Here is a 22,899-nt window from a genome sequence, read left to right on the forward strand (position 1 = left end):
GGCGCTCAGCGTTCGCGCATGTTGGTCGGGTAGCGGCTGTCGTCCCGGCGCTCGATCGCGCGGCCCAGACCGGATTTGAGCTTGGCCAGCCATTTGCGGACCTCGGCGGCGTCCTCGCGGGACTCTTCATCGACGCGCAGGCCGTCATCGATCACGATCGCCTGCAGCACGGCCGCGGCGTCGTCGAAGCGTTTCAGCTCGCGTTGTGCGTTGGCCAGCCGCAATTGCAGTACGACCGAATTCGCACCGACCTCGGCGGCCAGCTCGGCCTTGATCGCGTCGATCAATTCGCCGGTATAGCGAAGCGCCTGCTCCCCACCGGGCGCCTGGTTCTTCGCATCCCAACCCGCGCGCATCAGCAGCGGGATCAGGATATCCGACGACGGCACCAGCTGCTTTTCCAGCCAATAGGCGCGATAATAGGCATTGTCGCCCCGCCGCAGCGCCAGATATTCGGGACTGGCGATCAGCGTACGCAGGCGTTCGATTTCCTGATCGGTGAATTCGCGATACATGACGAGCCCGTTGCCGGGACATTCGGGCATCCTGATCGGGAAATAGCCCGACCCGAACGGCATCCCGTCGGGAAAGGAGCCGAAGGTGGAGATGCTGCCCAGCTCCGAAAAGCTGAAGGTCTCGCCATCGACAGGGCATGTCTTGGTGACGTCGAAAAAGGTCGATGCCGACGCGGGGAACACCGCGAACAGGCCGGCGGCCGCGAGGAGGAACCGCAACTTCATGCCGTCAGGGCCGCCACCAGCGCCTTGACCTTCGCCTGCCGCCACTGCGGTGTCGGCGCGACCAGCCAGTAACCGCGCTTCACCGCAAAAGCCTCGCGCACCAGCCGGACACGGCCTGCCGCGATATCGGCTTCGGCGAGCATGGCGGGCACATTCGCCTGCCCCAGCCCGTTCGCCGCGGCGTCGATCGCCAGTCCGGCATCGCCGAGCCGCAGCGCGGGTTCGCCGTCGTCGACCGGGCATCCCGGCCAGGCGATGCGCGTGTCGCTGTCGCTGCCGGGGCCCGCGACTGTGACCATTGTCGGTTCGGCCAGCGCGACGCCCTCATGATCGCCTGTCCCGTCGGTCCAGAAGATCGCGAGATCGAGGTTCGCCTCGGTAAAATCGATGCCGCCATCGGCCGACACGAGCGTGAAACGCACGTCGGGCGCCTGCTGGCTGTAGCGTGCGAGCCGCGGCGCCAGCCATTTGGCGGTCAGGTCGCGCGGCGCCGCGATCGTCAGCGATTGCGACGATTGCCCCGCCTGCATCGCGCGGACCGATTCCTCGAATTGCAGGAACCCCTGCCGCAGCGCGTCGAGCCCCGCCTCGGCCTCGCCGGTCAATTCCAACCCCTTGGGCGTCCGGCGGAACAGTACGACGCCCAGCATATCCTCGAGCGCGCGGATCTGCTGCCCGACGGCGGCGGGAGTCACCGCCAGCTCGTCGGCAGCGCGGGTGAAGCTCAGGTGGCGGGCCGCTGCATCGAACACGCGCAGCGCGTTGAGCGGCAAATGGGTGCGTTTCATTGGGCGGTCGCTGGCATCTTCAACGGGAAATGCGGGATGGCGACCAGATGATGCTGGCCGTTCTCGGCCTCCATGTCATAGCTGCCGATCATCGATCCTTCGGGGGTCGGGAGCGGGCATCCCGACACATAATCGAAGGCCGCGCCGGGGGCGATGATCGGCTGTTCGCCGACCACGCCTTCGCCCTCGACCTCGCTGACCTGCCCATGGCCGTCGACGATGCGCCAGTGGCGGCTGATGAGCTGCACCATCTGGTCCCCATGATTTTCGATCCGCACATGATAGGCCCAGAACCAGCGTCCGAGCGACGGATGCGATTGTTCGGGCAGATAGCTGACCGCCACGCGCACGGTGACCGCTCCCGTCGTCTCGGCATAGGGGAAGAAGGAGTCGATCATCACGGCCGCAGGTTCGCCTAAAGCCCGACCCTGGTCAATGCCTGGTCCAGATCGGCGATCACATCGCGCGGATCTTCGAGCCCGATGTTGATGCGCAGCATCCCTTCCTCGACCCCCATGTCGAGTCGCGCTTCGGGTGCCACGCCATAATGCGTCGTGGTCCAGGGGTGGCAGCAGAGGCTGCGCGAATCGCCGATATTGTTGCTGATATCGACGAGTTCCAGCGCGTTGAGGAACGCCATCGCCTTTTCCGCCCCGCCATCGAGGACGAAGGAGAAGATCGGGCCGCAATCCTCCATCTGGCTTTTCGCCAGATTGTGCTGCGGATGGCTGGCAAGACCGGGGTGAAGGATGCGCGGCACGCGTCCCTCGACGAATTTGCCCACCGCAAGGGCGTTTTCCGACTGGCGCCGCGCGCGAAGGTCGAGGGTTTCGAGCCCCTTCATCACCACCCAGGCGTTGAACGGCGACAGGTTCGGACCGGTGTTGCGCTGGAACGGCAGCAACACATCGTTGATGAATTTTTCGGTCCCGCACACTGCCCCGGCCAGCACGCGCCCCTGCCCTTCCATGAGCTTCGTCGCGGAGTAGGCCACGACATCGGCTCCGAATTCCATCGGCCGCTGGAGGACGCTCGTCGCGAAGGCGTTATCGACCACGGTGGTGATGTCATGCGCCTTCGCGAGCAAACACACGTGGCGCATGTCGACGATATCCATCGTCGGATTGGCGGGGGTTTCGAAGAAGAAGACCTTGGTGTTCGGCTTGATGGCCTTGTCCCAAGCGTCATTGTCGCGCCCGTCGATGACGCTGGTCTCGATCCCGAAGCGCGGGCAAAGATGGTCGACGAGCCAGCGGCACGAGCCAAAGGCGGCCTTCGCGGCGACGATGTGATCGCCCGCCGACAGCTGGCACAGCAGCGCGGTCGTCATCGCGGCCATGCCCGTTGCCTGGGTGCGGCACGCCTCGGCGCCTTCCATCAGGGCAATGCGTTCTTCGAGCATGGCGACGGTCGGATTCTGCAAGCGCGAATAGGTCATGCCCTGCGCCTCGCCGGCATGAAACGCGCGGCAACCGTCTCGGCATCGTCGTAGGTATAGCCGGAGGTCAGGAAGAGCGCTTCGGACGTCTCGCCATGCTCGCTACGCCACGTGCCGCCGCGCACCGCCTGCGTCGCGGGATGCCAGCCCCGCGTCTTGCTGCGATCGAAACCGGTTGTCTTCTTCATCTGCCTTATCCGTTCAAAGCGGCCACGACCGCATCGCCCAGCGCCGCCGTGCCCATGGTCCCGCCGAGATCGGCGCCGCGGCACCCGTCTGCGAGCACCTTCGCCACCGCCGCCTCGATCCGCGCCGCGTTCGGCTCGTCGCCGCCCGAGTGGCGGAGCAGCATCGCGAGCGACAATATCATCGCCAGCGGGTTGGCGATGCCCTTGCCCGCGATATCGGGCGCGCTGCCGTGGATCGGCTCGTACAGTCCCTGTGTGCCTTCGCTGAGCGAAGCCGAGGCGAGCAGCCCGATCGAGCCGACGCACATCGACGCCTGGTCGGACAGGATGTCGCCGAACAGATTGCCGGTGACCACCACGTCGAACTGCCCCGGATTGCGCACCAGCTGCATCGCGGCATTATCGACATACATATGGCTGAGCGCGACGTCGGGATAGTCGGCTGCAACCTCGATCACCACGTCGCGCCACAGCTGCGACGTCTCCAGCACATTGGCCTTGTCGACCGAACAGAGCCGCCCCTTGCGTCCCTGCGCGGCGCGGAAGGCGACATGCGCGATGCGTCGCACTTCGCTCTCGCTGTACGACATGATGTCATAGCCCTCGCGCTCGCCACCCGGCGTGGTCCGCGTGCCCTTTTCGCCGAAATAGACGTCGCCGTTGAGCTCGCGGACGATCAACAGGTCGATCGCCGACGCGACCTCGGGCCGGAGCGCCGAGCTATCCTCCAGTCCTGCAAACAATCTGGCGGGACGCAGATTGGCGAACAGCCCCAGTTCCGAACGCAGGCCGAGAATCGCCTGCTCAGGGCGTAGGTGGCGCTTGACGGTGTCGAAGCGCGGGTCGCCGACCGCCCCGAACAGGATCGCGTCGGACGCTTTCGCCTTGGCGAGCGCCTCGGGCGGCAGCGGATGGCCGGTCGCCGCATAAGCCGCCCCGCCGACGAGCGCCCGGTCCAGCGTCACCGGAAGCGCCAGCGCGGCCAGCACCTTCTCGGCCTCCGCCATGATTTCCGGACCGATACCGTCGCCAGCCAGCAGCAGGATATTCAATGCGCGCGCCCTTCCATCCGAAAACAAGCCGCTCGCCCTGAGCTTGTCGAAGGGCCGTTCTTCTCTTCTGGCGCCGTCAAGGGAAAGGACGGTGCTTCGACAAGCTCAGCACAAACGGAATGGGCGGATAGCCTTGGTTTGACGGTGCCGCTCTAGACAGCGGCGGCGAGTCACGCAACCGCCCTGCCCAGCCGGTCGACCAAACGCGCGCGCACGGTCAGCAACTCGCGATTACGCCCCTCGATCAGGTCGCGGTCGAGAAAATGACCGGTGATCGCGAGTCCGTCGAGCACGTCGGTCATCGATCCGGCCGGACCATCGCCGCGCAGAAAGGCCGGGAGGCGCAGCAGCCGCTCCTCATGGCCGGTCGCCGCTTCGATACAGACCGCGCCGCCCGACTTTGGACTCACGAACGCCAGATGCGCGCGCGAACCGGTGACGACACACGCGTCGAGATCGAGTCCGAAGCCCAGTTCCGCCAGCAGCAACAGTTCATAGCGCGCCAGCGCCGCCGCCCATTGCCGCGCCGACGGCGCGACGGCCACCGCGTCGAGCAGGCCCGACAGCGCGGCATACAACGCCGGATAAGGCTGGCTCTCGGGCAGGATCGCCGCGGTGGCGCTCGTGACCCAGTCGATCGCCGCCGCTCGGCAAGGGCTCGCTGAGCAAGGGCGCCCGGCTCGCCAGCAATTCCGCGGTCGCTCCGGCGAGCTGCTCTTCGGTCCGCGCGCGCAGTTCGAGCGCGACGAGATTGCCCGGCATCAGGATCGGCCGCAGCCGCCGCGAGCGGCCGCCGCGGACATAGCCCGCGACCAGCCCCGCCTCGCGCGTCAGCGCGCGCACGATCGCGCCATGCTCGCCATGCGCGCGGACCGCGCAGACGATCGCTTCGGCGCTCAGGCTGGCCAAAGTACCAGCTGCGTCTGGGTCACCAGCGCGACATCGGCGCCATCCTCGGTCCGGATATGCGTCTGCCACACCGACACGCGCTTGCCGATCTTCACCGGGGTCGCCTCGCCGATCAGCACCGATCCGACGGGACCGCCGCCGAGGAAGTTGGTCTTGCTCTCGATCGTCGTCGTGCCGCTCGCCCCCTCTGGCAGCGTCAAGAAAGCGCCCACCGCGCCGAGGCAGTCGGCAAAGGCCATGATCGCGCCGCCATGAACGATGTCGCCCGCGGTGCAGATGTCGGCCCGCACCGGCAGCTTGCCCGCGACACGCTCCTTCGTCCCCTCGTGGATCGTCACGCCCAGCGTCCCCGCCAGCGGCATCATCGCGCCAAAATCCATAACATTCCTTTCCCCAATTGACGCCCTTCCCTTCAGGAGAGGGCAGCGAGACTTGGCAGCTTTGCTGCCTGGCCGCAGCGGGTGGGGGCCCGAAGCCTTGCGCAAGGCCGAGGGCCCCCACCCCAACCCCTCCCCTGAAGGGGAGGGGCTTAGATCAATCATCGTCCCGCATGGTAGAAATCATGCACAGCCTGCGCCACCGCCGCGCTTACCCCCGGCGCCTTCTGCAAATCTTCGAGGCTCGCGCCGCGCACGGCGCGCGCGGTGCCGAAATGCATCAGGAGCGCCTTCTTGCGCGCCGGGCCGATGCCCGGCACCTCGTCGAGCGGCGAGCTACCCATCGCCTTCGCGCGCTTCTGCCGGTGCGCGCCGATCGCGAAGCGGTGCGCCTCGTCGCGCAGCCGCTGGATGTAGAAGAGCACCGCATTGTTCGGCGGCAGCGTGAATTCGCGCCCGTCGGGGTGGTAGAAGGTCTCGCGCCCGGCATTGCGGTCGGGGCCCTTGGCGACCCCGATGTAAGGCAGATCGTCGATCCCCAGTTCGGCCAGCACGCCGCCCGCCGCCGACACCTGCCCCTTGCCGCCGTCGATCAGCACCAGATCGGGCCATTCGCCCTTGGTCCGCTCGGGGTCTTCCTCGATCGCGCGCGCGAAGCGGCGCTGGAACACTTCGCGCATCATCGCGAAATCGTCGCCCGGCTGCGTCTCGGCGCGCTTGATGTTGAACTTGCGGTAGGCGCCCTTGATCCAGCCCTCGGGCCCCGCGACGACCATCGCGCCGAGCGCATTAGTGCCCTGGATATGGCTGTTATCGTAAATCTCGATCCGCTGTGGCGGGTTGTCGAGATCGAACAGGTCGGCGAGTTCGCGTCCCAGCTTCGCCTGGCTGCTGCTCTCGGCGAAGCCGCGCGGTCGAGTTCCTCGCCCGCATTGCGCACCGCCTGTTCGAGCAGGCGGCGGCGGTTGCCGCGCTGCGGCACGCTGATCTCGACCTTGCGCTCGGCCAGTTCGCCCAGGGCTTCGGCAAGCAGCGCGCGTTCGGCCATCTCGCGGTCGACGAGGATCGTGCGCGGCGGCGGCACGCCTTCGTAGAATTGCATCAGGAAGCTTTCGAGCACCTCTTCCTCGGGCACGCCGGCGATGTGCGCGGGGAAGAAGCTGCGATGCCCCCAATTCTGTCCGCCGCGGATGAAGAAACCCGCGATGCAGAGCTGCCCGCCCTTCGCCGCGAGCGCGAAGACGTCGGCGTCGCCCAGCCCGTCGGCGTGGACGGACTGGCTGCCCTGGATGAAGGTCAGCGACTTCAGCCGGTCGCGGATCACCGCCGCCTGCTCATAGTCCATCGCTTCGGCGGCCGCCGTCATCGCGGCACCGAGCCGCTTCTGCACCGCGGTCGAGCGGCCTTCGAGGAAATCCTGCGCGTCGCCGACGAGCTGCGCATAATCCTCCTTCGAAATGCGCCCGACGCACGGCGCGCTGCACCGCTTGATCTGGTAGAGCAGGCACGGCCGCGAGCGGTTGGCGAAGAAGCTGTCGGTGCAGCTGCGCAACAGAAAGGTCTTCTGCAGCGCGTTCAGCGTCTGGTTCACCGATCCCGCGCTGGCGAAGGGCCCGTAATAGCGCCCCTTGGCGCGCCGCGCGCCGCGATGCTTCTGGACGCGCGGGAAATCATGGTCGGCGCGCAGCAGGATGAAGGGAAAGCTTTTGTCGTCGCGCAGCAGCACATTGTAGGGCGGACGATAGCGCTTGATCAGCTGCGCCTCGAGCAGCAGCGCCTCGGCCTCGCTCGTCGTGGTGACGATTTCCATGCCGCGCGTCTGCGCGACCATGCGCTGGAGCCGCTGCGGCAGGCGGGCGACCTGCGTGTAATTGGTCACCCGGTTCCTGAGCGCGCGCGCCTTGCCGACGTAGAGCACGTCGCCGCGCGCATCGAGCATGCGATACACGCCGGGACGGACCGGCAGCTTCTTCACGACGTTGCGGATCGCCTCGGCACCGCGTTCGAGGTCGGGCTTGTCCGCCCCCTCGCCGCGCATGACATAGGTCGCCTTCTCTTCGTTGAATCGGTCGGGAGCGTTCGGGCGGGCCATGATTTTGCATGTAGGCGAGGACGATGCGACCCGCCATAGTGCGGCGGGTAAAACAGTCATCGGAGGGGTCGATGGAGATACGCGGCAAATTGGCGCTGGTGACGGGCGGCAGCGACGGCATCGGACGCGAGATCGCATTGCAACTGCAGGGATCGGGCGCCGAGGTGATCGTCACGGGACGCTCGGCGGAGAAATTGCAGGCGATGGCGGCGCTGGGGTTTGGCACCATTGCCGGCGACCTGTCGACCGCGGCGGGTATCGAGGCTGTGCTGGCGGGCGTTGCTGGCAAGCCGCTGGCGATCCTCGTCAACAATGCCGGCGTCGGCAGCGACTATGAGCTCGACAAGCCCGACACGCTCGACAGCGCGGCACATTGCATCCGCACCAATCTCGACGCGCCGATCACGCTCTGCACCCGGCTGCTGCCGGCCTTGCGCGCCCAGCCCGAGGCGGCGATCGTTAATGTGACCTCCGGCCTCGCCATTGCGCCGCGGGCCGGCGGGTCGATCTATTGCGCCACCAAGGCGGGGCTGCGCAGCTACACCCAGGCGATCCGTCACCTGCTCAAGGACAGCAATGTCCGTGTTATCGAGGCGCTGCCGCCGGTGGTCGAGACCAATATGACCGCGGGCCGCCGCGGCAGGAAGATGAGCGCGCACGACTGCGCCGCCGAGATCGTCGCGGGCATCCGGACGGGCAAGCGGGAGGTCAACGCCGGGATGGTGAAGCTGCTGCAGATGGTCCACAGCATCTCGCCGGCCCTGGCGCGGCGGATCATGATCCAGTTCTGAGGAGCGTGCGATGATCACCGTCTATGGCGAAGGCCGCGGTTTCCGCGTCGCCTGGCTGCTCGAGGAACTGGGCCTGCCCTACCGGCTGCGGCAGGTCGATCTGCTCGCCGGGGTCGAGAACGACCCCGAGTTCCTGGCGATCAATCCCGCGGGCTTCATTCCGGCGATCGTCGACGGCGGCACGGTGATGGTCGAGTCGATTGCAATCGTTCAGTATCTGCTGGCCCGCTACGGTCCCGGTCCGCTGGCGCCGGAGCCCGGCGACCCGGATTTCGCCGCCTATCTGCAGTTCCTGCATATGGGCGAAGCGGGGCTGGCGGGGCCGGTCAACGCCATCGTCGCCACCAATATCCTGGCCCCCGACGCCGAGAAGCGGAACTGGACCGTCGGCTGGGCACGGGAGACCTTCGAAAGCCGGCTCGGGCTGGTGCGCCGCCAGCTGGCGAAGACGCCCTATATCGCTCGGCGACCGCTTCACCGCCGCCGACATTTCGGTGACCTATGCGCTCGAGTTTGCCCAGCGGACCATCGGCTACGCCTTCGGCGCAACCGAGCTGGCCTATATCGCCCACACGACGAGCCGCGCGGCCTATGGCCGGGCGATGGACCATTGCCCGGCGACCAAGGCGTGGGTCGCCGAACTGGCCGCGCAGTCCTGACGGCAAAACGCCCGCGGATGTCCGCGGGCGCCCTGTTTCGACCCTGTCGCCGAAGATCAGCCCTTGGCGACCGCCGCGATCGCCTTGTCGACGATCGCCTTGTCGGCCGATGCGTCATGCTTGTCGGCGATCAGCCGGGCCGCGGCTTCGGTCGCCGCCTTGGCCGCGGCGGTGCGGACCTCGGCAAGGGCCCCGGCTTCGGCCGCCGCGATGCGGTCCTCGGCCATCTGCTTGCGGCGCGCGATCAGCGCGGTGGCGTCGGCCTTCGCCTTGGCCACCAGGGTTTCGGCCTCGGCCTCGGCGCGCGCGCGCATCTCGTCGGCTTCCTTGGCCGCGTCGGCGAGCTTCGCCTCATATTCGGCCTTCAGCGATTCGGCGTCGAGCCGCAGCGCTTCGGCCTCGTTCAGCTGCTTGGAAATCTCGGCAATCTTGTTGTCGAGCATGCCCGCCACCAGCGCCGAGCACCTTTTTCCACAGCAGGATGGCGATGAAGATCGCCATCGCGATCGAGACCCAGACGGTCGCGTCGATGAAACCGAAGGACGCCGGTTCGACATGCGTCTCGCCCGCGGCTTCGGAGAGGATGAACAGGAAATCAGCCATGGAGCACCGCCTTCACCGCCGACCTGGCATCCGCCGCGCCGACCTTCACGCCCGACAGCCTGGCGACCAGGTCGCTCGCCGCTTCGGCCGCGACCGATTCGATCTCGGCCATCGCCGAGGTGCGCGCCGCCGAAACATCGGCTTCAGCCGCAGCCAGCTTTTCCGCCAGTTCGGCATCGACCTTGGCAAGACGCTTTTCGGCGTCCTTCGCGGCCTTGTCCTTGGCGTCGGCCACCGCTTTCTGCGCGGCTGCGCGGCTGGCGTCGCCCTGCTGGCGATAGCTTTCCTCGAGCGCGTCGGCGGCGGCATGCGCCGCCTTTGCCGCCGCGAGATCGTCGGCGACCTTGCGGTCGCGCGCGTCCACCGTCGCCTCGATCTTCGGCAGCATGCCGCGGCCGATGACGAAGAAGACGAAGCCGAAGGTCAGCAGCACCCAGAAAATCTGCGATGCGGCATACCAGTTTTCAGCGAATTGGCTGATCTGAGGCATGGACTATCTCAACGAACAAAGAGGAAAGCGGCCGCGGGGCGGGCACCGAAGCGCCTGCCCCGCCGACGACATCAGGCTGCCTTGAGGTACAGCAGGATCGCGATCAGGAACGACAGCAGACCGAGAAGCTCGGCGGCCGCGAAGCCGATGAACAGGCGGCCCTGCTGGCCGTCGGCGGCCGCGGGGTTGCGCAGCGCGCTTTCGAGGAAGCTGCCGAACACATTGCCCACACCGATGGCGGCCATACCGGCGCCGATGGCGGCGAGACCGGCGCCGATGAGCGAAGCTGCTTGAACGTCCATTGTATAACTCCTTGGGAAAAACGTCGATTAAACGGTTGATTGATCAGTGAAGATTGATTGCGTCGTTCAGATAGAGCGACGTGAGCAATGCGAAGACGTAGGCCTGGATGCCCGCGACCAGCAGTTCGAGACCGCTGATGCCGACCATCAGCGCCATGCTGGGGATGCCGACGCCGAGGCCGATCGCCGGGCCGGCGGCGAGGCCGTCGATGATGAAGGAAGCGAACACCTTCATCAGCACGTGGCCCGCGGTCATCGCGACGAAGAGTCGCAGCGCGAGGCTGAACGGGCGAACCATGAACGACACCAGTTCGATCGCGGGGATCAGCCACAGCAGCCACCAGGGCGTGCCGTGCGGGACGAAGAGCGAGAAGAAATGCAGGCCGTGGCGCCAGAAACCGACGATCAGCACGATCGAGAAGCTGAGGATCGCCAGGAAACCGGTGATGGCGAAGTGGCTGGTCACGGTGAAGGGATGGACGCCGAACAGCCCGAACGGCGCAAGGCCAAGGATGTTGAGCATCAGGATGAACATGAAGAGCGAGAAGACATAAGGCGTATATTTACGGCCTTCGGGACCGATATTCGCGTTCATCATGCTGGAGATGAAGCCTGTGAAGCCTTCGACGGCGACCTGCCAGCGCCCGGGAACGAGCTGACGCTTCATCCCGCCGATCATGAACACCCACAGAAGCACGCCAGCGACGATCATCCACAGTGCGCTGGTGGTGAAGGCGACCTCATGACCGCCGACATGGAACATGTCGAACATCTTCTGCACCTCGAACTGGTGCATCGGGTCCACTTTGCCTTGATCCGCCACGCGATACCTCGCCTAAATTTCCGTCATTCCGGCCCAGCTTCATCAAGCTTCACGGGCCGGATGTTCGCAATCCGAAATATGTTCCTGAAGGCGACGGCTATTCCGAGGAACAGCACCACCAACAGGCCCCAGGGCGCGGTGCCTAGGCAAAATGATCGATCGTCCAACCGACCAGGGCGCCGCCACCCATGCCACCCAGCAACTCCGCCAGAACGCGGTTGCCGAGCTTGTAGTTGGCGTCGGCTTCCGGCCCGGCGTTCGCTGCGGTCCGTTCAGCTTCTGCGGCTTCGGCCTGGTCCAATCGCTCTTCGAGCGAGACCAGGCGCGAATCCTCCGATGCTGGTACCGGATCGCTGCCGTTCCCCGTCATTCTTGCCATCCTCCTGAAACAGAACGGGAAATCCCCGGTTCCGCCTGCGAAAAAAGGCCCGAAAAATCGGGGGACCCCTAAGGCGCGGCCCGTTTAGGAATGACGCCCCCGTAAGTCAATGCTTGTGCGCGGATGCACAAAAGCGGGCGGGGCCTAGCCCGGATTGCGGTCGCGCAAGGGCACATGGCATTGCCCAACCCGCCGACCTTGGCCCTTGAGTGGTTCGCCGCCCCTGCTCTGCCCCGCGAACACCTATCGCGCGCGGCGAAACGACACGCATCGCGTGCCGTCCGAATCAGGCGTTCGGCTGACCACCGGACGCGATGAAGCCGCCGGATCGCTCCGACGGCTTCACCACCCAGTCAGGGACGCTTACGCGCCTTTCGACAGGAAGGCGGTCAGCTCTTCTTTGCTCACGGTCCCGTTCTTGTCGGCGTCCGCGGCGCTCCAGGCCTGGCCGATCCAGGTCTGGACCTCGGCCGATTCGACATCGACGGTCGGCTCGCTCGCCGCGCGCAGCTTCTTCATCCAGCCGGCGAATTCGACTTCGCTGAGCTCGGCGCTCGAATCGGCGTCATAGGCGGGAAATTCCCGATCGATGATCTGCGCGACCTGACTCGCGCTCGCCGGGGTTCCCTCGGCGAGCGCCGACTCCGTGGTGGCGGTTTCGCCCGGGGCCGGGGCCGGCTCGGTCACCGGTGGCGCGGGTTCGGTGTCGGGAGTCGGCGGCGCGGTTTCGCTCACCGGTTCGGACGGCTGGCTTGCCGGCGGCACCGCCGTATCGACGGGCGCCTCCTGCGCGAGCGCCGGGAAACTCATCGCCGCGGCGCCGATCAAAAGCATGGTCTTCAACATGATAATTCTCCTGTTCATAGCGACGCTTCGCCTTGCGCGCCGCCGGTTCCTGAAGGGGCACAGGATCAACTGACCCCGAAAAGCGGAAGTTGCATCGTGGTGACGATTGGCGCCGCGGTTCGTCCCTGCTAGGGCGCGGCCCGTCCCGATTCCGCGAAATTTCCGCGATCAAGCGATCCTGAAGGAAGGAAAAACCATGGTTCCGCGTTACGCCCGGCCCGAGATGACAGCGATCTGGTCGGCGGAAAACCGCTTCCGCATCTGGTTCGAGATCGAGGCGCATGCGACCGACGCGCTCGCCGAGCTGGGCGTGGTGCCCAAAGAAGCCGCCAAAGCGCTGTGGGCCTGGTGGGCGACGAACCCCGCGATCGACGTGGCCGCGATCGACGCGATCGAGGCGGTGACCAAGCATGACGTCATCGCCTTCCTGACCTGGGTCGCCGAGAATGTCGGCGAACAGGCGCGCTTCATGCATCAGGGGATGACGTCAAGCGACGTGCTCGACACCTGCCTTGCGGTGCAACTCGCGCAGGCGGCCGATATCTTGCTCGCCGATCTCGACGCGCTGCTCGCGGCGATCAGGAAGCGCGCCTATGAGTACAAGCTGACGCCGACGATCGGGCGCAGCCACGGCATTCACGCCGAGCCGGTGACGTTCGGGCTGAAGATGGCCGAGGCCTATGCCGAATTTTCGCGCTGCAAGACGCGGCTGCTCGCGGCGCGCGCCGAAATCGCGACCTGCGCCATTTCAGGCGCGGTCGGCACCTTCGCCAACATTGACCCGCGCGTCGAGGCGCATGTCGCTGCCAAGCTGGGCCTGTCGATCGAACCCGTCTCGACACAGGTGATTCCGCGCGACCGCCATGCGATGTTCTTTGCGACGCTCGGCGTCATCGCCTCGTCGATCGAACGGCTGTCGGTCGAGGTCCGCCATTTGCAGCGCACCGAAGTGCTGGAGGCGGAGGAATATTTCTCGCCGGGGCAGAAGGGCTCGTCGGCGATGCCGCACAAGCGCAACCCGGTGCTGACCGAGAATCTGACCGGCCTCGCCCGCGTGGTGCGAAGCGCCGCGATCCCGGCGATGGAGAATGTCGCGCTGTGGCACGAACGCGACATCAGCCACTCGTCGGTCGAACGCTTCATCGGCCCAGACGCGACGATCACGCTGGATTTCGCCCTGGGCCTAGCTGACCGGCGTGATCGACAAATTGCTCGTCTATCCCGAGCGGATGCAGAAGAATCTCGACCGCATGGGCGGGCTCGTGCATTCGCAGCGCGTGCTGCTGGCGCTGACGCAGGCGGGGGCGAGCCGCGAGGAAAGCTATGTCCTCGTCCAGCGTAACGCGATGAAGGTGTGGGAATCGGACGGCGCACTGTCGCTGCTCGATCTGCTCAAGGGCGATGCCGAGGTGACGGCGAAGCTGTCGGCGGAGGAACTGACGGCATTGTTCGACCTGGGCTATCACCTCAAGCATGTCGACACGATCTTTGAGCGGGTGTTCGGGGCGTAAACAAACCCAAGCCCTCTCCTTCAGGGGAGGGCAGCGAGACTTGGCAGCTTGCTGCCTAGCCGCAGCGGGTGGGGGCCCGAAACCTTGCGCAAGGCCGATGACCCCACCCCAACCCCTCCCCTGAAGGGGAGGGGCTTTCTGGGCGCCCCCTCTGGAAACGCGCGCCAAACTCGCCTAGGCTCCGTCCACGTCGCCAATGATAAGGAGCAAGCCGCATGGGAATTGTCCGGACGATCATCTGGGTGTTGCTGACCGCGGTATTGGTGATCTTCGCGATGGCGAACTGGATTCCCGTCACGGTCACCATCTGGCCGGGCCAAGTGCTCGACACCAAGCTGCCCGTCCTGATCCTCGTTGCCTTCCTGATCGGTTTCCTGCCCACCTGGCTGGCGCTGCGCGCCGCGCGCTGGTCGCTGAAGCGCTCAGCTCGACCATAGCGAGCGCCAGCTCGCGGACCTGCGCGCGATGGCAAACCGGCCCGCCGAGGCGCCCACCGCCGCAGCGGAACCGGCGCCGGTCAACGACATTCCTCCTCCGCCCACCCCGACCGACCTCTTCCCGACGGACAAACCATGACCTCTCCGCTCTATCTCGCCATCGACACCACCCATCTCGACGCCGCGCAGACGCTGGCGCAAAAAGTGCGCCACCATGTCGGCGGGCTGAAGCTGGGGCTCGAATTCTTCTGCGCCAACGGCCATCACGGGGTGCACGAGATGGCGAAGGTCGGCCTGCCGATCTTTCTCGACCTGAAGCTTCACGACATTCCGAACACCGTCGCCAAGGCGATCCAGGCGCTGCGCCCGCTGGAACCCGCGATCCTGACCGTCCACGCCGCGGGCGGGCGGGCAATGCTGGAGGAAGCGAAGGCGGCGGCGGGGCTGAACACCAAGGTCGTCGCGGTGACGGTGCTGACCAGCCTCGATGCCCCGGACCTCGAAGACATCGGCGTCGGGGGCACGGCGCACGACCAGGTCGTCCGCCTGACGTCGCTGGCACGCGAGGCCGGGCTCGACGGCATCGTCTGTTCGGGTCAGGAGGTGAAGGCGGCGCGCAAGGCGTGGCCCGGCGGCTTCTTCGTCGTTCCCGGCGTCCGCCCCGCGAACGGCCATGCCGGCGACCAGAAGCGCATCGTCACCCCAGCGCAGGCAATGGGCGACGGCGCCTCGATCCTGGTGGTAGGACGCCCGATCAGCCAGTCGCAGGACCCCGACCTCGCCGCGCGTGAGATCGAGGCGACGCTTTAAGCCTCGCTCGTTGACATAAGCCCGTGTCCCCGCGAAGGCGGGGACCCATCTCCGATCGGTTCCAGATCGCACCGGCAGATGATGGGCTCCCGCCTTCGCGGGAGCACAGCGGCCTTTTCCCTGGGATTGCCATGCCCCCTCTCGTCAAAATCTGCGGCCTCAAGACCATCGCGGAGGTGGATGCCGCCATCCGCCACGGCGCGACCCACATCGGGCTCAACCATTATGAGCCGAGCCCGCGTTACATCGACCTCAAGACCGCGGCCGAATTGCGGAAACATGCGGGCGAGCGCGTCAGGGTCGCGCTGTTGCTCGTCAACGCCGGGCCGCAGGTCACCGGGGCGGCGTGGAGCGCGGTGCGGCCCGACATCATGCAGTTCCACGGCAATGAGACGCCCGAATGGATCAACGCGGTGAAGCAGAATACAAAGACGGAGGCGTGGAAGGCGGTCGGGCTGAAGGACAGCCGGCACGCTGACGCGGTCGCTGCAATATGAGGGCATCGTCGACCGACTGTTGTTCGATGCGCCCGCGCAGGCGATGCCGGGGGGCACGGGCACGCGCTTCGACTGGTCGCTGCTGTTCGGGCACCGGCATCGCATCGACTGGGGCATCGCGGGCGGCCTGACCGCCGCCAATGTCGCGCAGGCGATCGCCGCGACGGGGGCGCCGCTGGTTGATGTTTCGTCGGGCGTCGAAAGTGCGCCGGGTGTCAAGGATGTGGACAAGATCGCCGCTTTCCTTAAAGCGGCGGGCCGATGACCGACTTACCCAACAGCCTTCGCACCGGCCCCGACGAGCAGGGACATTTCGGCGCGTTCGGCGGCCGCTATGTCGCCGAGACGCTGATGCCGCTGATCCTAGACCTCGAACGCGAATATCGCGCCGCGCAGGTCGACAACGCATTTCGGGCCGAGTTCGACGACCTGCTGAAAAATTATGTCGGGCGCCCAAGCCCGCTGTGGCTCGCCCAGCGCCTCACCGACCATCTGGGCGGGGCCAAGATTTACCTCAAGCGCGAAGACCTCAACCATACCGGCGCACACAAGATCAACAACTGCATCGGCCAGATCCTGCTCGCGAAGCGGATGGGCAAGACCAGGATCATCGCCGAGACCGGCGCGGGCCAGCACGGCGTCGCGACCGCGACCGTCGCGGCGCTGTTCGGCCTGCCCTGCACCATCTTCATGGGCGCGGTCGACGTCGCGCGGCAGCAACCCAATGTGTTCCGCATGAAATTGCTGGGCGCGGAGGTGGTCGCGGTCGAAAGCGGCGCGAAGACGCTGAAGGACGCGATGAACGAGGCGCTGCGCCACTGGGTCGCGAACGTCCACGACACTTTCTACATCATCGGCACGGTTGCCGGGCCGCACCCCTATCCCGAGCTGGTGCGCGATTTCCAGTCGGTGATCGGCGACGAGGCGAAGGCGCAGATTCTCGAAGCCGAAGGGCGTCTGCCCGACATGCTGATCGCGCCGGTCGGCGGCGGATCGAACGCGATCGGGCTGTTTCATCCGTTTCTGGACGACACGGGGGTCGAGATCGTCGGCGTCGAGGCGGCGGGCGAAGGGCTCGACGGCAAGCACGCGGCGAGCCTCGCGGGCGGCCGGCCGGGCATCCTGCACGGCAACAAGACCTATCTGCTCCAGGACGAGGACGGCCAGATCACCGAGGCGCACAGCATCTCGGCGGGGCTCGATTATCCGGGGATCGGGCCCGAGCATAGCTGGCTGCACGACATCGGGCGCGTGCGCTACGAACCGGTGACCGATGCCGAAGCGCTGGCGAGCTTCCAGAAGCTGACCAAGCTGGAGGGGATCATCCCGGCGCTGGAGTCGGCGCATGCCATCGCAGCGGCGGAACGCATCGCACCGACGCTGGGCAAGGACAAGATCATCATCGTCAACTGCTCGGGGCGGGGAGACAAGGATATTTTCACGGTGGCGGATGCGCTGGGGGTGAAGCTGTGACTCGCTTCGCTTCGGCCTTTGCAAAAGGCCCCGCCCTCATCGCCTTCATCACCGCAGGCGATGGCGACACTGCCGCGAACCTCGACGCGCTCGTCGCGGGCGGGGCCGACGTGATCGAGCTGGGCATGCCCTTTACCGATCCGATGGCCGATGGCCCTGCGATCCAGGCGGCGAATTTGCGCAGCCTCGCCAAGGGCACGACCACCGGCGATATCTTCGCGATGGCCGCCGCATTCCGGCATCGCCATCCCGATGTGCCACTGGTGCTGATGGGTTATGCCAATCCGATGACCGCGCGCGGCGCCGACTGGTTCGCGGCCGAATGCGCGAAGGCGGGGGTCGATGGCGTGATCTGCGTCGATATCCCGTCGGAGGAGGATGCCGAACTCGGGCCGAGCCTGCGCGCGGCGGGCGTCGACCTGATCCGCCTCGCCACGCCGACCACCGATCCGGCGCGCCTGCCTGCGGTACTCGATGGCGCGGGCGGCTTCCTTTATTATGTGTCGGTCGCCGGGATCACCGGGCTGCAGCAGGCCGCGCAGGCGAGCATCGAGGAGGCCGTGGCACGCCTCAAGGCCGCCACCGACCTGCCCGTCGCGGTCGGTTTCGGCGTGCGCACCCCGGAACAGGCCGCCGAGATCGCCAAGACCGCCGATGGCGTCGTCGTCGGGTCGGCCTTCGTCGACATCATCGCCGCGCATGGCGACGGGGCCGCGCCGCACCTCGAAGCCTTCACCCGCACCCTCGCCGATGCTATCCACCGCGCAAAGGAGATCGCCGCATGAGCTGGCTCGACCGCGTTCGCAACGCCCTGCCCTTTTCGGCCAAGCGCGACACCGCCGACAACCTCTGGCACAAGTGCCGCGAATGCCAGCAGATGGTGTTCGTCAAGGAATGGCAGGACAACCTCAATGTCTGCCCGCGCTGCGACCATCACGACCGCATCGGCGCGAGCGAGCGGTTCGCGCAATTGTTCGACGGCGGGCTGCACGAGGTGCTGTCGTCGCCCGCCGCGCCCGAGGACCCACTGAAGTTCCGCGATACCAAGAAATATGTCGATCGCATCAAGGCCGCGCGCGCGGCGACCGGCGACCGCGACGCCTATCAGAACGGCTTTGGCCGCATCGGCGGTCATCCGACGGTCGTCGGCGTGCAGGATTTCGCCTTCATGGGCGGGTCGATGGGCGTCGCGGTCGGCGAAGCCTTCGTCGCCGGGGTCGAGGAAGCCATCCGGCGCGGCTGCCCCTATATCGCGGTCACCGCCGCGGGCGGCGCGCGGATGCAGGAAGGCACGCTGTCGCTGATGCAGATGCCGCGCGCGACGGTCGCGCTCGCGCGCCTGCGCCGCGCGGGGCTGCCCTATATCGTGCTGCTCACCGACCCGACGACGGGCGGGGTCACCGCCAGCTATGCGATGCTCGGCGACGTGCAGATCAGCGAGCCCAAGGCGCTGATCGGCTTCGCTCGACCAGCGCGTGATCGAGAATACGATCCGCGAGAAATTGCCCGAAGGCTTCCAGCGCGCCGAATATCTGCTCGACCACGGGATGATCGACATGGTGGTGCACCGGAAAGAGCTGCCCGCGACGCTGGGGCGACTGATCGGCTATCTGGTGCCCGAGAAGGCGGCCTAAGCCTTCTATTCACCCTCCCCTTCAGGGGAGGGCAGCGAGACTTGGCAGCTTGCTGCCTAGTCGCAGCGGGTGGGGCAAGAGACCTTGCGCGAGGCCGCCTGGCCCCACCCCAACCCCTCCCCTGAAGGGGAGGGGCTTTAAGGTCTCTTCATGCCCGACCACGCCCATAGCTCCGATCCCGCCGTCCAGGCCCAGCTCGACCGCCTCGCCGCGCTGTCGCCGGGCCGGGACATATTGGGACTCGAACGCATCGCGGAGCTTTGCGCGCGGCTCGGCAATCCGCAGGATAATCTTCCGCGCACCTTCCATGTCGCGGGGACCAACGGCAAGGGATCGACCTGCGCCTATCTGCGCGCGATCCTCGAGGCGCAGGGGCGACGGGTGCATGCCTACACCAGCCCGCACCTCGTCCGCTTCAACGAACGCATCCGCCTCGCCGGAACGCTGATCAACGACGCCCACCTCGCCGCGCTGCTCGAAGAGGTGCTCGACGTCACGCACGACCTCCAGGCGAGCTTCTTCGAGGTCACCACCGCCGCCGCCTTCCTCGCCTTCGCACGCACCCCGGCCGACGATTGTATCGTCGAGGTGGGGCTGGGCGGGCGGCTCGACGCCACCAACATCATCCCCGCCCCCGCAGTGTGCGGCATCGCCTCGCTCGGCATCGACCATGAAGCCTTCCTGCTGGCGCCCGAGCCGGGGACGCCAGACGATCCCGCCGTCCGCATCGCCTGGGAGAAGGCGGGCATCTTCAAGGCGGGCGCGGCGCTCGCGACACTAAGCTATCCCGAACCCCTGATGCGGATCATCGGCGAACGCGCCGGGGCGGTGGGCGGAACGCTCTTTTCCGAAGGGCGCGACTGGAAGGTCGAACGTGCTGGCGACGGCTTCCACTGGACATCGGCCCTCGGTTCGATCGGGCCGGTGCTGACGACGCGGATGGCCTAGCGCGCACCAGCAGCGCAACGCGGGGCTCGCCATCGCGATGCTGTCCATTGCGCCGCATCCGCGCCCGAGCGAGACCGAGGTGGTGGAAGGCGTCGCCGCGGCTTTATGGCCGGGGCGGATGCAGAAGCTTGGCGATGGCCCGCTGACTCGGCTTCTACCCGCCGGAGCCACGGTTTGGCTGGACGGCGGACACAATCCCGACGCGGGCGCCGCGCTCGCGCGGGCGCTGGCGGACGAAGCGCCGCTGCATATCGTCTGCGGCCTGCTGCGCAACAAGGATGCGATTGGGTTCCTGCGGCCCTTTGCCAGCCGCATCGCGTCGTTTCAGGCGGTGCCGATTCCGGGGCACGAGCATCACGATCCGAAGGATCTGTGCCACTGGGTTCAGCGCGAGCTCGGCGTCATCGACGCGCAGCCCTGCGCCGATGTCGAGGACGCGCTGCGCCATATCGCGGTGCACCGCGCGCGGGGCGATGTGCTGATCTGCGGTTCGCTCTATCTCGCGGGGGTGGTGCTGGAGCGGAACGGCGAGGTGCCGGTTTAGGAGCGGATTTGGGAAACGCTCCTTTGTCGCGTGCCGTTGCCCCTTTCGGGCAAGTAGCTGTTCCCCGGCTTTCGCCGGGAAACGGATCGGTTCTTGGCGCAAGGGTATAAACGCGGACTTGATTTGGAATCCCGCTGTTCAACGGCGCACTGCAGCGCGATGGCGACGAAAAGCCAGAGGACCACGCTAGGCGGCTTTCAGGGCGATTTCGGCGGCGCTGCCGATGCTGCCGCTGCGCCGCCATCTCCCTGAACCTTGCAAGCTGGTGCCCACCGACAGATCGACCAGTCCGCTGCGCATCATCCACCAGAACAGGAAAATCCCCGGCAGGGCGGCTACAACGGTGAAGAGGTAGAAGTTCACATTGCCGAACGATTCCATCATCGCGCCCGCCGTCGTACCGGTCAGGAAGCGCCCGACGATGCTCGCCGCCGAGCTGATCAGCGCATAGTGCGCCGCCGTGAAGCGCAGATCACACAGGGCCGAGAAATAGGCGACGACAACGACGCCGCCGATACCGCTCGCGATATTTTCGAACCCGATCGCACCCGCCAGACCCCAATTGCTGTGTCCCGATGCCGCGAGCAACGCAAAGCTGAAATTGCTGACCGCCATCAGGATCAGGCTGATCATCACCGACCGCTTCATGCCCCAGCGGGCATACATCACGCCGCCGATGAAAATGCCGATCAGATAGGCCCAGAAACCGATGCCAACGTCATAGATGGCGATCTCGTCATTGCTGAACCCCAAATCGTCGAGCAGCAACCGGAGCGTCAGTTGGCTCAGCGTGTCGCCGATCTTGTGGAGAAGAATGAAAGCAAGGACGAGCCACGCGCCATGACGGCTGAAAAATTCGGTAAAGGGGCCGACGATGCCCGCAAGGACTCCCGGTAAGCCCTCGCGTGTCACCGCCGCGCGATGCCGTTCGGGCTCGCCGACCCAGAAGACCGCGATCACCGCCGGAAGGGCGAGCAAGGCGCAGGCGATATAGGCGGCCTCCCACCCCTGGCGCGCGGCCATGAACAGCGCGATACCGCCCGCGCCCGCTGACCCGATACGCCAGCCATATTGCGACATGCCCGAACCGACGCCGAGTTGCTCCGGTTTCAATATCTCGATGCGATAGGCATCGATCACGACATCGAACGTCGCCCCGGCAAATCCGACCAGCACGGCGCCCACCGCCATTTCGAACAGCGCCGCCAATTCGCCCTCGCGACCCAGGCCGAACCACTGCATCAGCTGACCTATCGGAGACTGGCCGACATGCTGCGGATCCACCAATGCCAGATTGAATACCGCAAGCATCACCAGCGCCGCGGTCAGAAGCATCCACGACACCCGCTGCCCCAGCCGCCCAAGGAGCGGCAGGCGCGCGGCATCGACGACCCAGGCCCATAGCGGCTTGAAATTATAGACGAGGAAGGCCAGCGAAAAGGCGGTGATCGAGGATTTCTCGAACCCGTCCTGCGACAGGCGCGTCGTCAGCGTTGCGCCGATCATCGCATAGGGGAAGCCCGACGACACGCCGAGCAGGAAAGCCGCGAGCGGCGCGCGCTCCGTATAGGGTCGCACGCTGGCCCACCATCCTTGATTTGGCGGTGTCGTCGTCGTCGGCTGCACGTGGTGCTCCTCCCGGCGCACCCGTTCGCGCAGCTGCGTCCCCTTCGATGCCATGGCCTAAAGCTTCGGGGTCAAATTGGAAGCGGCTATTTGGAGGAGTGCACGATTGCGGGATCGCGCTGGGGTGAGTGGGGGGATCGGGGTGGGGAGCGGAGGTTGCCGATCCTCCCCCAACGGGGGAGGGGGACCACCCGAAGGGTGGTGGAGGGGCACAGGAGGTGTACGCCGCGCCGAGCCAGGGAAGATTCCTTTCCAGTGAACCGAGCCGCACGGCACGACCTAACCGGCAAGGCAAACCGCCTGTGCCCCTCCACCAGCTTCGCTGGTCCCCCTCCCCGTACCGGGGAGGATCGCTTGCGACCGCTACCGCCCGAAACGAGCCATTCGCATTCGCAGAAATTTGGCAGCAGCGCCTACGCCGCCTCGGGCCGCCAATAGGTCGTCAGGCCGGTCACCTTGCGCGGCGCCTCGTTCCGGCAGCTCATCGCCTCCAGCGCCTTCAGCGCCGCGACCAGCGCCGAGGCGCTGTGGGGCTTGTTCAGACAGGCAAGCGCGATCTCGTCGGCATCCTCGGGGCATTGGCCGGTGACCAGCAGCACCGCGATACCGCGGTCGCGCGCCAGCCGCGCGACTTCGCGGCCCGTCATGTCGCCCGCGAGGCCGAGATCGAGCACCAGCGCGTCGATCGCCTCGGTCGCCATCAGCGCGACCGCCGCCTCGCCCAGATCGACCGAGGCGACGACGGTGTAGCCGCTGTGTTTCAGCGTCCGCTCATTGTCGAACGCGACCAGCGGGTCATCCTCGATGACCAGCAGCCGCTTGATGCACGACGGACGCGATGCGAACAGCATGACTACTCCTTTCAACGGCGACATGACTCTGACCTTTCCGTCGTGCAAGCGGGCATATGCTTGCCATCGACGAAGCGGTGCATTTCCGGCT

The 22,899-nt window shown here is 66.5% G+C and carries 19 protein-coding genes and 9 pseudogenes; 12 read left to right on the forward strand and 16 right to left on the reverse strand.

Annotated elements, in window-relative coordinates; translation table 11 throughout:
* Window positions 1-5: 5 nt before the first annotated feature.
* The 8 genes and pseudogenes from N0A20_RS07420 to uvrC form a co-directional block, all read right to left on the reverse strand.
* Window positions 6-740: a hypothetical protein gene (locus tag N0A20_RS07420; protein WP_260583248.1), complete on the reverse strand. Its 735-nt coding sequence runs from the start codon at window positions 738-740 to the stop codon at window positions 6-8.
* The gene (locus N0A20_RS07425; RefSeq protein WP_260583249.1) at window positions 737-1,528 is read right to left on the reverse strand and encodes a LysR family transcriptional regulator; all 792 of its coding nucleotides are present in this window, start codon (window positions 1,526-1,528) and stop codon (window positions 737-739) included. Before N0A20_RS07425 ends, N0A20_RS07420 begins: the two co-directional genes overlap by 4 nt.
* Window positions 1,525-1,926 (reverse strand): Co2+/Mg2+ efflux protein ApaG, encoded by a 402-nt coding sequence (gene apaG, locus N0A20_RS07430; protein WP_260583861.1) that lies wholly within the window; start codon window positions 1,924-1,926, stop codon window positions 1,525-1,527. Before apaG ends, N0A20_RS07425 begins: the two co-directional genes overlap by 4 nt.
* Before the next feature lie 17 nt (window positions 1,927-1,943).
* Window positions 1,944-3,154, reverse strand: a pseudogene (locus N0A20_RS07435) (trans-sulfuration enzyme family protein).
* A 5-nt stretch (window positions 3,155-3,159) separates the two neighbouring features.
* The gene (gene leuB, locus N0A20_RS07440) at window positions 3,160-4,161 is read right to left on the reverse strand and encodes a 3-isopropylmalate dehydrogenase (RefSeq protein ID WP_409574774.1); all 1,002 of its coding nucleotides are present in this window, start codon (window positions 4,159-4,161) and stop codon (window positions 3,160-3,162) included.
* Window positions 4,162-4,376: 215 nt separating this feature from the next.
* Window positions 4,377-5,115, reverse strand: a pseudogene (recO, locus tag N0A20_RS07445) (DNA repair protein RecO).
* Window positions 5,103-5,495 (reverse strand): PaaI family thioesterase, encoded by a 393-nt coding sequence (locus tag N0A20_RS07450; RefSeq protein ID WP_260583251.1) that lies wholly within the window; start codon window positions 5,493-5,495, stop codon window positions 5,103-5,105. The pseudogene recO and the gene N0A20_RS07450 overlap by 13 nt, the downstream one beginning before the upstream one ends.
* A 158-nt stretch (window positions 5,496-5,653) precedes the next feature.
* Window positions 5,654-7,584, reverse strand: a pseudogene (gene uvrC, locus N0A20_RS07455) (excinuclease ABC subunit UvrC).
* A gap of 71 nt (window positions 7,585-7,655) precedes the next feature.
* Here uvrC and N0A20_RS07460 point away from each other — a divergent pair.
* The 3 genes and pseudogenes from N0A20_RS07460 to N0A20_RS07470 all read left to right on the forward strand — a co-directional run bounded on the left by N0A20_RS07460 (window position 7,656) and on the right by N0A20_RS07470 (window position 9,034).
* Window positions 7,656-8,375, forward strand: a complete 720-nt coding sequence (locus N0A20_RS07460; RefSeq protein ID WP_260583252.1) for an SDR family oxidoreductase — start codon at window positions 7,656-7,658, stop codon at window positions 8,373-8,375.
* A 10-nt stretch (window positions 8,376-8,385) separates the two neighbouring features.
* Window positions 8,386-8,553, forward strand: a pseudogene (locus N0A20_RS20600) (glutathione S-transferase N-terminal domain-containing protein); the annotation flags it as partial.
* Window positions 8,554-8,869: 316 nt separating this feature from the next.
* On the forward strand, window positions 8,870-9,034 hold the full coding sequence (locus tag N0A20_RS07470; RefSeq protein WP_260583254.1) for a hypothetical protein: 165 nt from the start codon (window positions 8,870-8,872) through the stop codon (window positions 9,032-9,034).
* Window positions 9,035-9,090: 56 nt separating this feature from the next.
* Here the strand turns inward: N0A20_RS07470 and N0A20_RS07475 are convergent.
* The 6 genes and pseudogenes from N0A20_RS07475 to N0A20_RS07500 all read right to left on the reverse strand — a co-directional run bounded on the left by N0A20_RS07475 (window position 9,091) and on the right by N0A20_RS07500 (window position 12,477).
* Window positions 9,091-9,637: pseudogene (locus N0A20_RS07475) on the reverse strand (F0F1 ATP synthase subunit B).
* A complete protein-coding gene (locus N0A20_RS07480; RefSeq protein WP_260583255.1) occupies window positions 9,630-10,127 on the reverse strand; it encodes an ATPase in 498 nt (165 codons plus the stop codon). The pseudogene N0A20_RS07475 and the gene N0A20_RS07480 overlap by 8 nt, the downstream one beginning before the upstream one ends.
* Before the next feature lie 71 nt (window positions 10,128-10,198).
* Window positions 10,199-10,429 carry a F0F1 ATP synthase subunit C gene (locus N0A20_RS07485; RefSeq protein WP_037515205.1) on the reverse strand — a complete coding sequence of 77 codons (231 nt, stop codon included), beginning with the start codon at window positions 10,427-10,429 and terminating at the stop codon, window positions 10,199-10,201.
* Between the two features lie 43 nt (window positions 10,430-10,472).
* Window positions 10,473-11,225: a F0F1 ATP synthase subunit A gene (locus tag N0A20_RS07490; RefSeq protein ID WP_260583862.1), complete on the reverse strand. Its 753-nt coding sequence runs from the start codon at window positions 11,223-11,225 to the stop codon at window positions 10,473-10,475.
* 50 nt (window positions 11,226-11,275) lie between these two features.
* A pseudogene (locus N0A20_RS07495) lies at window positions 11,276-11,622 on the reverse strand (AtpZ/AtpI family protein).
* A gap of 372 nt (window positions 11,623-11,994) precedes the next feature.
* Complete coding sequence (locus tag N0A20_RS07500) at window positions 11,995-12,477, reverse strand: calcium-binding protein (protein WP_260583256.1); 483 nt, start codon at window positions 12,475-12,477, stop codon at window positions 11,995-11,997.
* A gap of 196 nt (window positions 12,478-12,673) precedes the next feature.
* Here N0A20_RS07500 and purB point away from each other — a divergent pair.
* From purB to N0A20_RS07545, 9 genes and pseudogenes are all read left to right on the forward strand, one after another.
* Window positions 12,674-13,988: pseudogene (gene purB, locus N0A20_RS07505) on the forward strand (adenylosuccinate lyase).
* Between the two features lie 215 nt (window positions 13,989-14,203).
* Entirely contained in the window at window positions 14,204-14,425 is a 222-nt protein-coding gene (locus tag N0A20_RS07510) for a LapA family protein (protein WP_260583257.1), read from the forward strand.
* Window positions 14,426-14,560: 135 nt separating this feature from the next.
* Window positions 14,561-15,235: an orotidine-5'-phosphate decarboxylase gene (gene pyrF / locus N0A20_RS07515; RefSeq protein ID WP_260583258.1), complete on the forward strand. Its 675-nt coding sequence runs from the start codon at window positions 14,561-14,563 to the stop codon at window positions 15,233-15,235.
* A 131-nt stretch (window positions 15,236-15,366) separates the two neighbouring features.
* Complete coding sequence (locus tag N0A20_RS07520; protein ID WP_260583259.1) at window positions 15,367-15,732, forward strand: phosphoribosylanthranilate isomerase; 366 nt, start codon at window positions 15,367-15,369, stop codon at window positions 15,730-15,732.
* Window positions 15,733-15,751: 19 nt separating this feature from the next.
* Window positions 15,752-15,997, forward strand: a complete 246-nt coding sequence (locus N0A20_RS07525; protein ID WP_260583260.1) for a hypothetical protein — start codon at window positions 15,752-15,754, stop codon at window positions 15,995-15,997.
* Window positions 15,994-17,205, forward strand: a complete 1,212-nt coding sequence (gene trpB, locus N0A20_RS07530; RefSeq protein ID WP_260583261.1) for a tryptophan synthase subunit beta — start codon at window positions 15,994-15,996, stop codon at window positions 17,203-17,205. The genes N0A20_RS07525 and trpB overlap by 4 nt, the downstream gene beginning before the upstream one ends.
* Window positions 17,202-17,990: a tryptophan synthase subunit alpha gene (trpA, locus tag N0A20_RS07535; RefSeq protein ID WP_260583262.1), complete on the forward strand. Its 789-nt coding sequence runs from the start codon at window positions 17,202-17,204 to the stop codon at window positions 17,988-17,990. Before trpB ends, trpA begins: the two co-directional genes overlap by 4 nt.
* Window positions 17,987-18,839, forward strand: a pseudogene (gene accD / locus N0A20_RS07540) (acetyl-CoA carboxylase, carboxyltransferase subunit beta). Before trpA ends, accD begins: the two are co-directional and overlap by 4 nt.
* A 150-nt stretch (window positions 18,840-18,989) precedes the next feature.
* Window positions 18,990-20,331: pseudogene (locus N0A20_RS07545) on the forward strand (bifunctional folylpolyglutamate synthase/dihydrofolate synthase).
* Between the two features lie 186 nt (window positions 20,332-20,517).
* On the opposite strand, the gene N0A20_RS07550 reads toward N0A20_RS07545, so the two are convergent.
* Window positions 20,518-22,011: an MFS transporter gene (locus N0A20_RS07550; protein ID WP_409574745.1), complete on the reverse strand. Its 1,494-nt coding sequence runs from the start codon at window positions 22,009-22,011 to the stop codon at window positions 20,518-20,520.
* A 359-nt stretch (window positions 22,012-22,370) separates the two neighbouring features.
* On the reverse strand, window positions 22,371-22,808 hold the full coding sequence (locus tag N0A20_RS07555) for a response regulator transcription factor (RefSeq protein WP_260583264.1): 438 nt from the start codon (window positions 22,806-22,808) through the stop codon (window positions 22,371-22,373).
* Between the last annotated feature and the right edge of the window lie 91 nt (window positions 22,809-22,899).

The organism is Sphingopyxis sp. PET50, from assembly GCF_025244705.1.
In the GTDB taxonomy this organism is placed as follows: Bacteria; Pseudomonadota; Alphaproteobacteria; order Sphingomonadales; family Sphingomonadaceae; genus Sphingopyxis.

Coding starts and splice junctions, on each gene's coding strand:
- N0A20_RS07420 (WP_260583248.1), bottom strand. CDS start 740: ATGAAGTTGCGGTTCCTCCTCGCGGCCGCCGGCCTGTTCGCGGTGTTC.
- N0A20_RS07425 (WP_260583249.1), bottom strand. CDS start 1,528: ATGAAACGCACCCATTTGCCGCTCAACGCGCTGCGCGTGTTCGATGCA.
- apaG (WP_260583861.1), bottom strand. CDS start 1,926: ATGATCGACTCCTTCTTCCCCTATGCCGAGACGACGGGAGCGGTCACC.
- leuB (WP_409574774.1), bottom strand. CDS start 4,161: ATGGCGGAGGCCGAGAAGGTGCTGGCCGCGCTGGCGCTTCCGGTGACG.
- N0A20_RS07450 (WP_260583251.1), bottom strand. CDS start 5,495: ATGGATTTTGGCGCGATGATGCCGCTGGCGGGGACGCTGGGCGTGACG.
- N0A20_RS07460 (WP_260583252.1), top strand. CDS start 7,656: ATGGAGATACGCGGCAAATTGGCGCTGGTGACGGGCGGCAGCGACGGC.
- N0A20_RS07480 (WP_260583255.1), bottom strand. CDS start 10,127: ATGCCTCAGATCAGCCAATTCGCTGAAAACTGGTATGCCGCATCGCAG.
- N0A20_RS07485 (WP_037515205.1), bottom strand. CDS start 10,429: ATGGACGTTCAAGCAGCTTCGCTCATCGGCGCCGGTCTCGCCGCCATC.
- N0A20_RS07490 (WP_260583862.1), bottom strand. CDS start 11,225: ATGCACCAGTTCGAGGTGCAGAAGATGTTCGACATGTTCCATGTCGGC.
- N0A20_RS07500 (WP_260583256.1), bottom strand. CDS start 12,477: ATGTTGAAGACCATGCTTTTGATCGGCGCCGCGGCGATGAGTTTCCCG.
- N0A20_RS07510 (WP_260583257.1), top strand. CDS start 14,204: ATGGGAATTGTCCGGACGATCATCTGGGTGTTGCTGACCGCGGTATTG.
- pyrF (WP_260583258.1), top strand. CDS start 14,561: ATGACCTCTCCGCTCTATCTCGCCATCGACACCACCCATCTCGACGCC.
- N0A20_RS07520 (WP_260583259.1), top strand. CDS start 15,367: ATGCCCCCTCTCGTCAAAATCTGCGGCCTCAAGACCATCGCGGAGGTG.
- trpB (WP_260583261.1), top strand. CDS start 15,994: ATGACCGACTTACCCAACAGCCTTCGCACCGGCCCCGACGAGCAGGGA.
- N0A20_RS07550 (WP_409574745.1), bottom strand. CDS start 22,011: ATGGCATCGAAGGGGACGCAGCTGCGCGAACGGGTGCGCCGGGAGGAG.
- N0A20_RS07555 (WP_260583264.1), bottom strand. CDS start 22,808: ATGCTGTTCGCATCGCGTCCGTCGTGCATCAAGCGGCTGCTGGTCATC.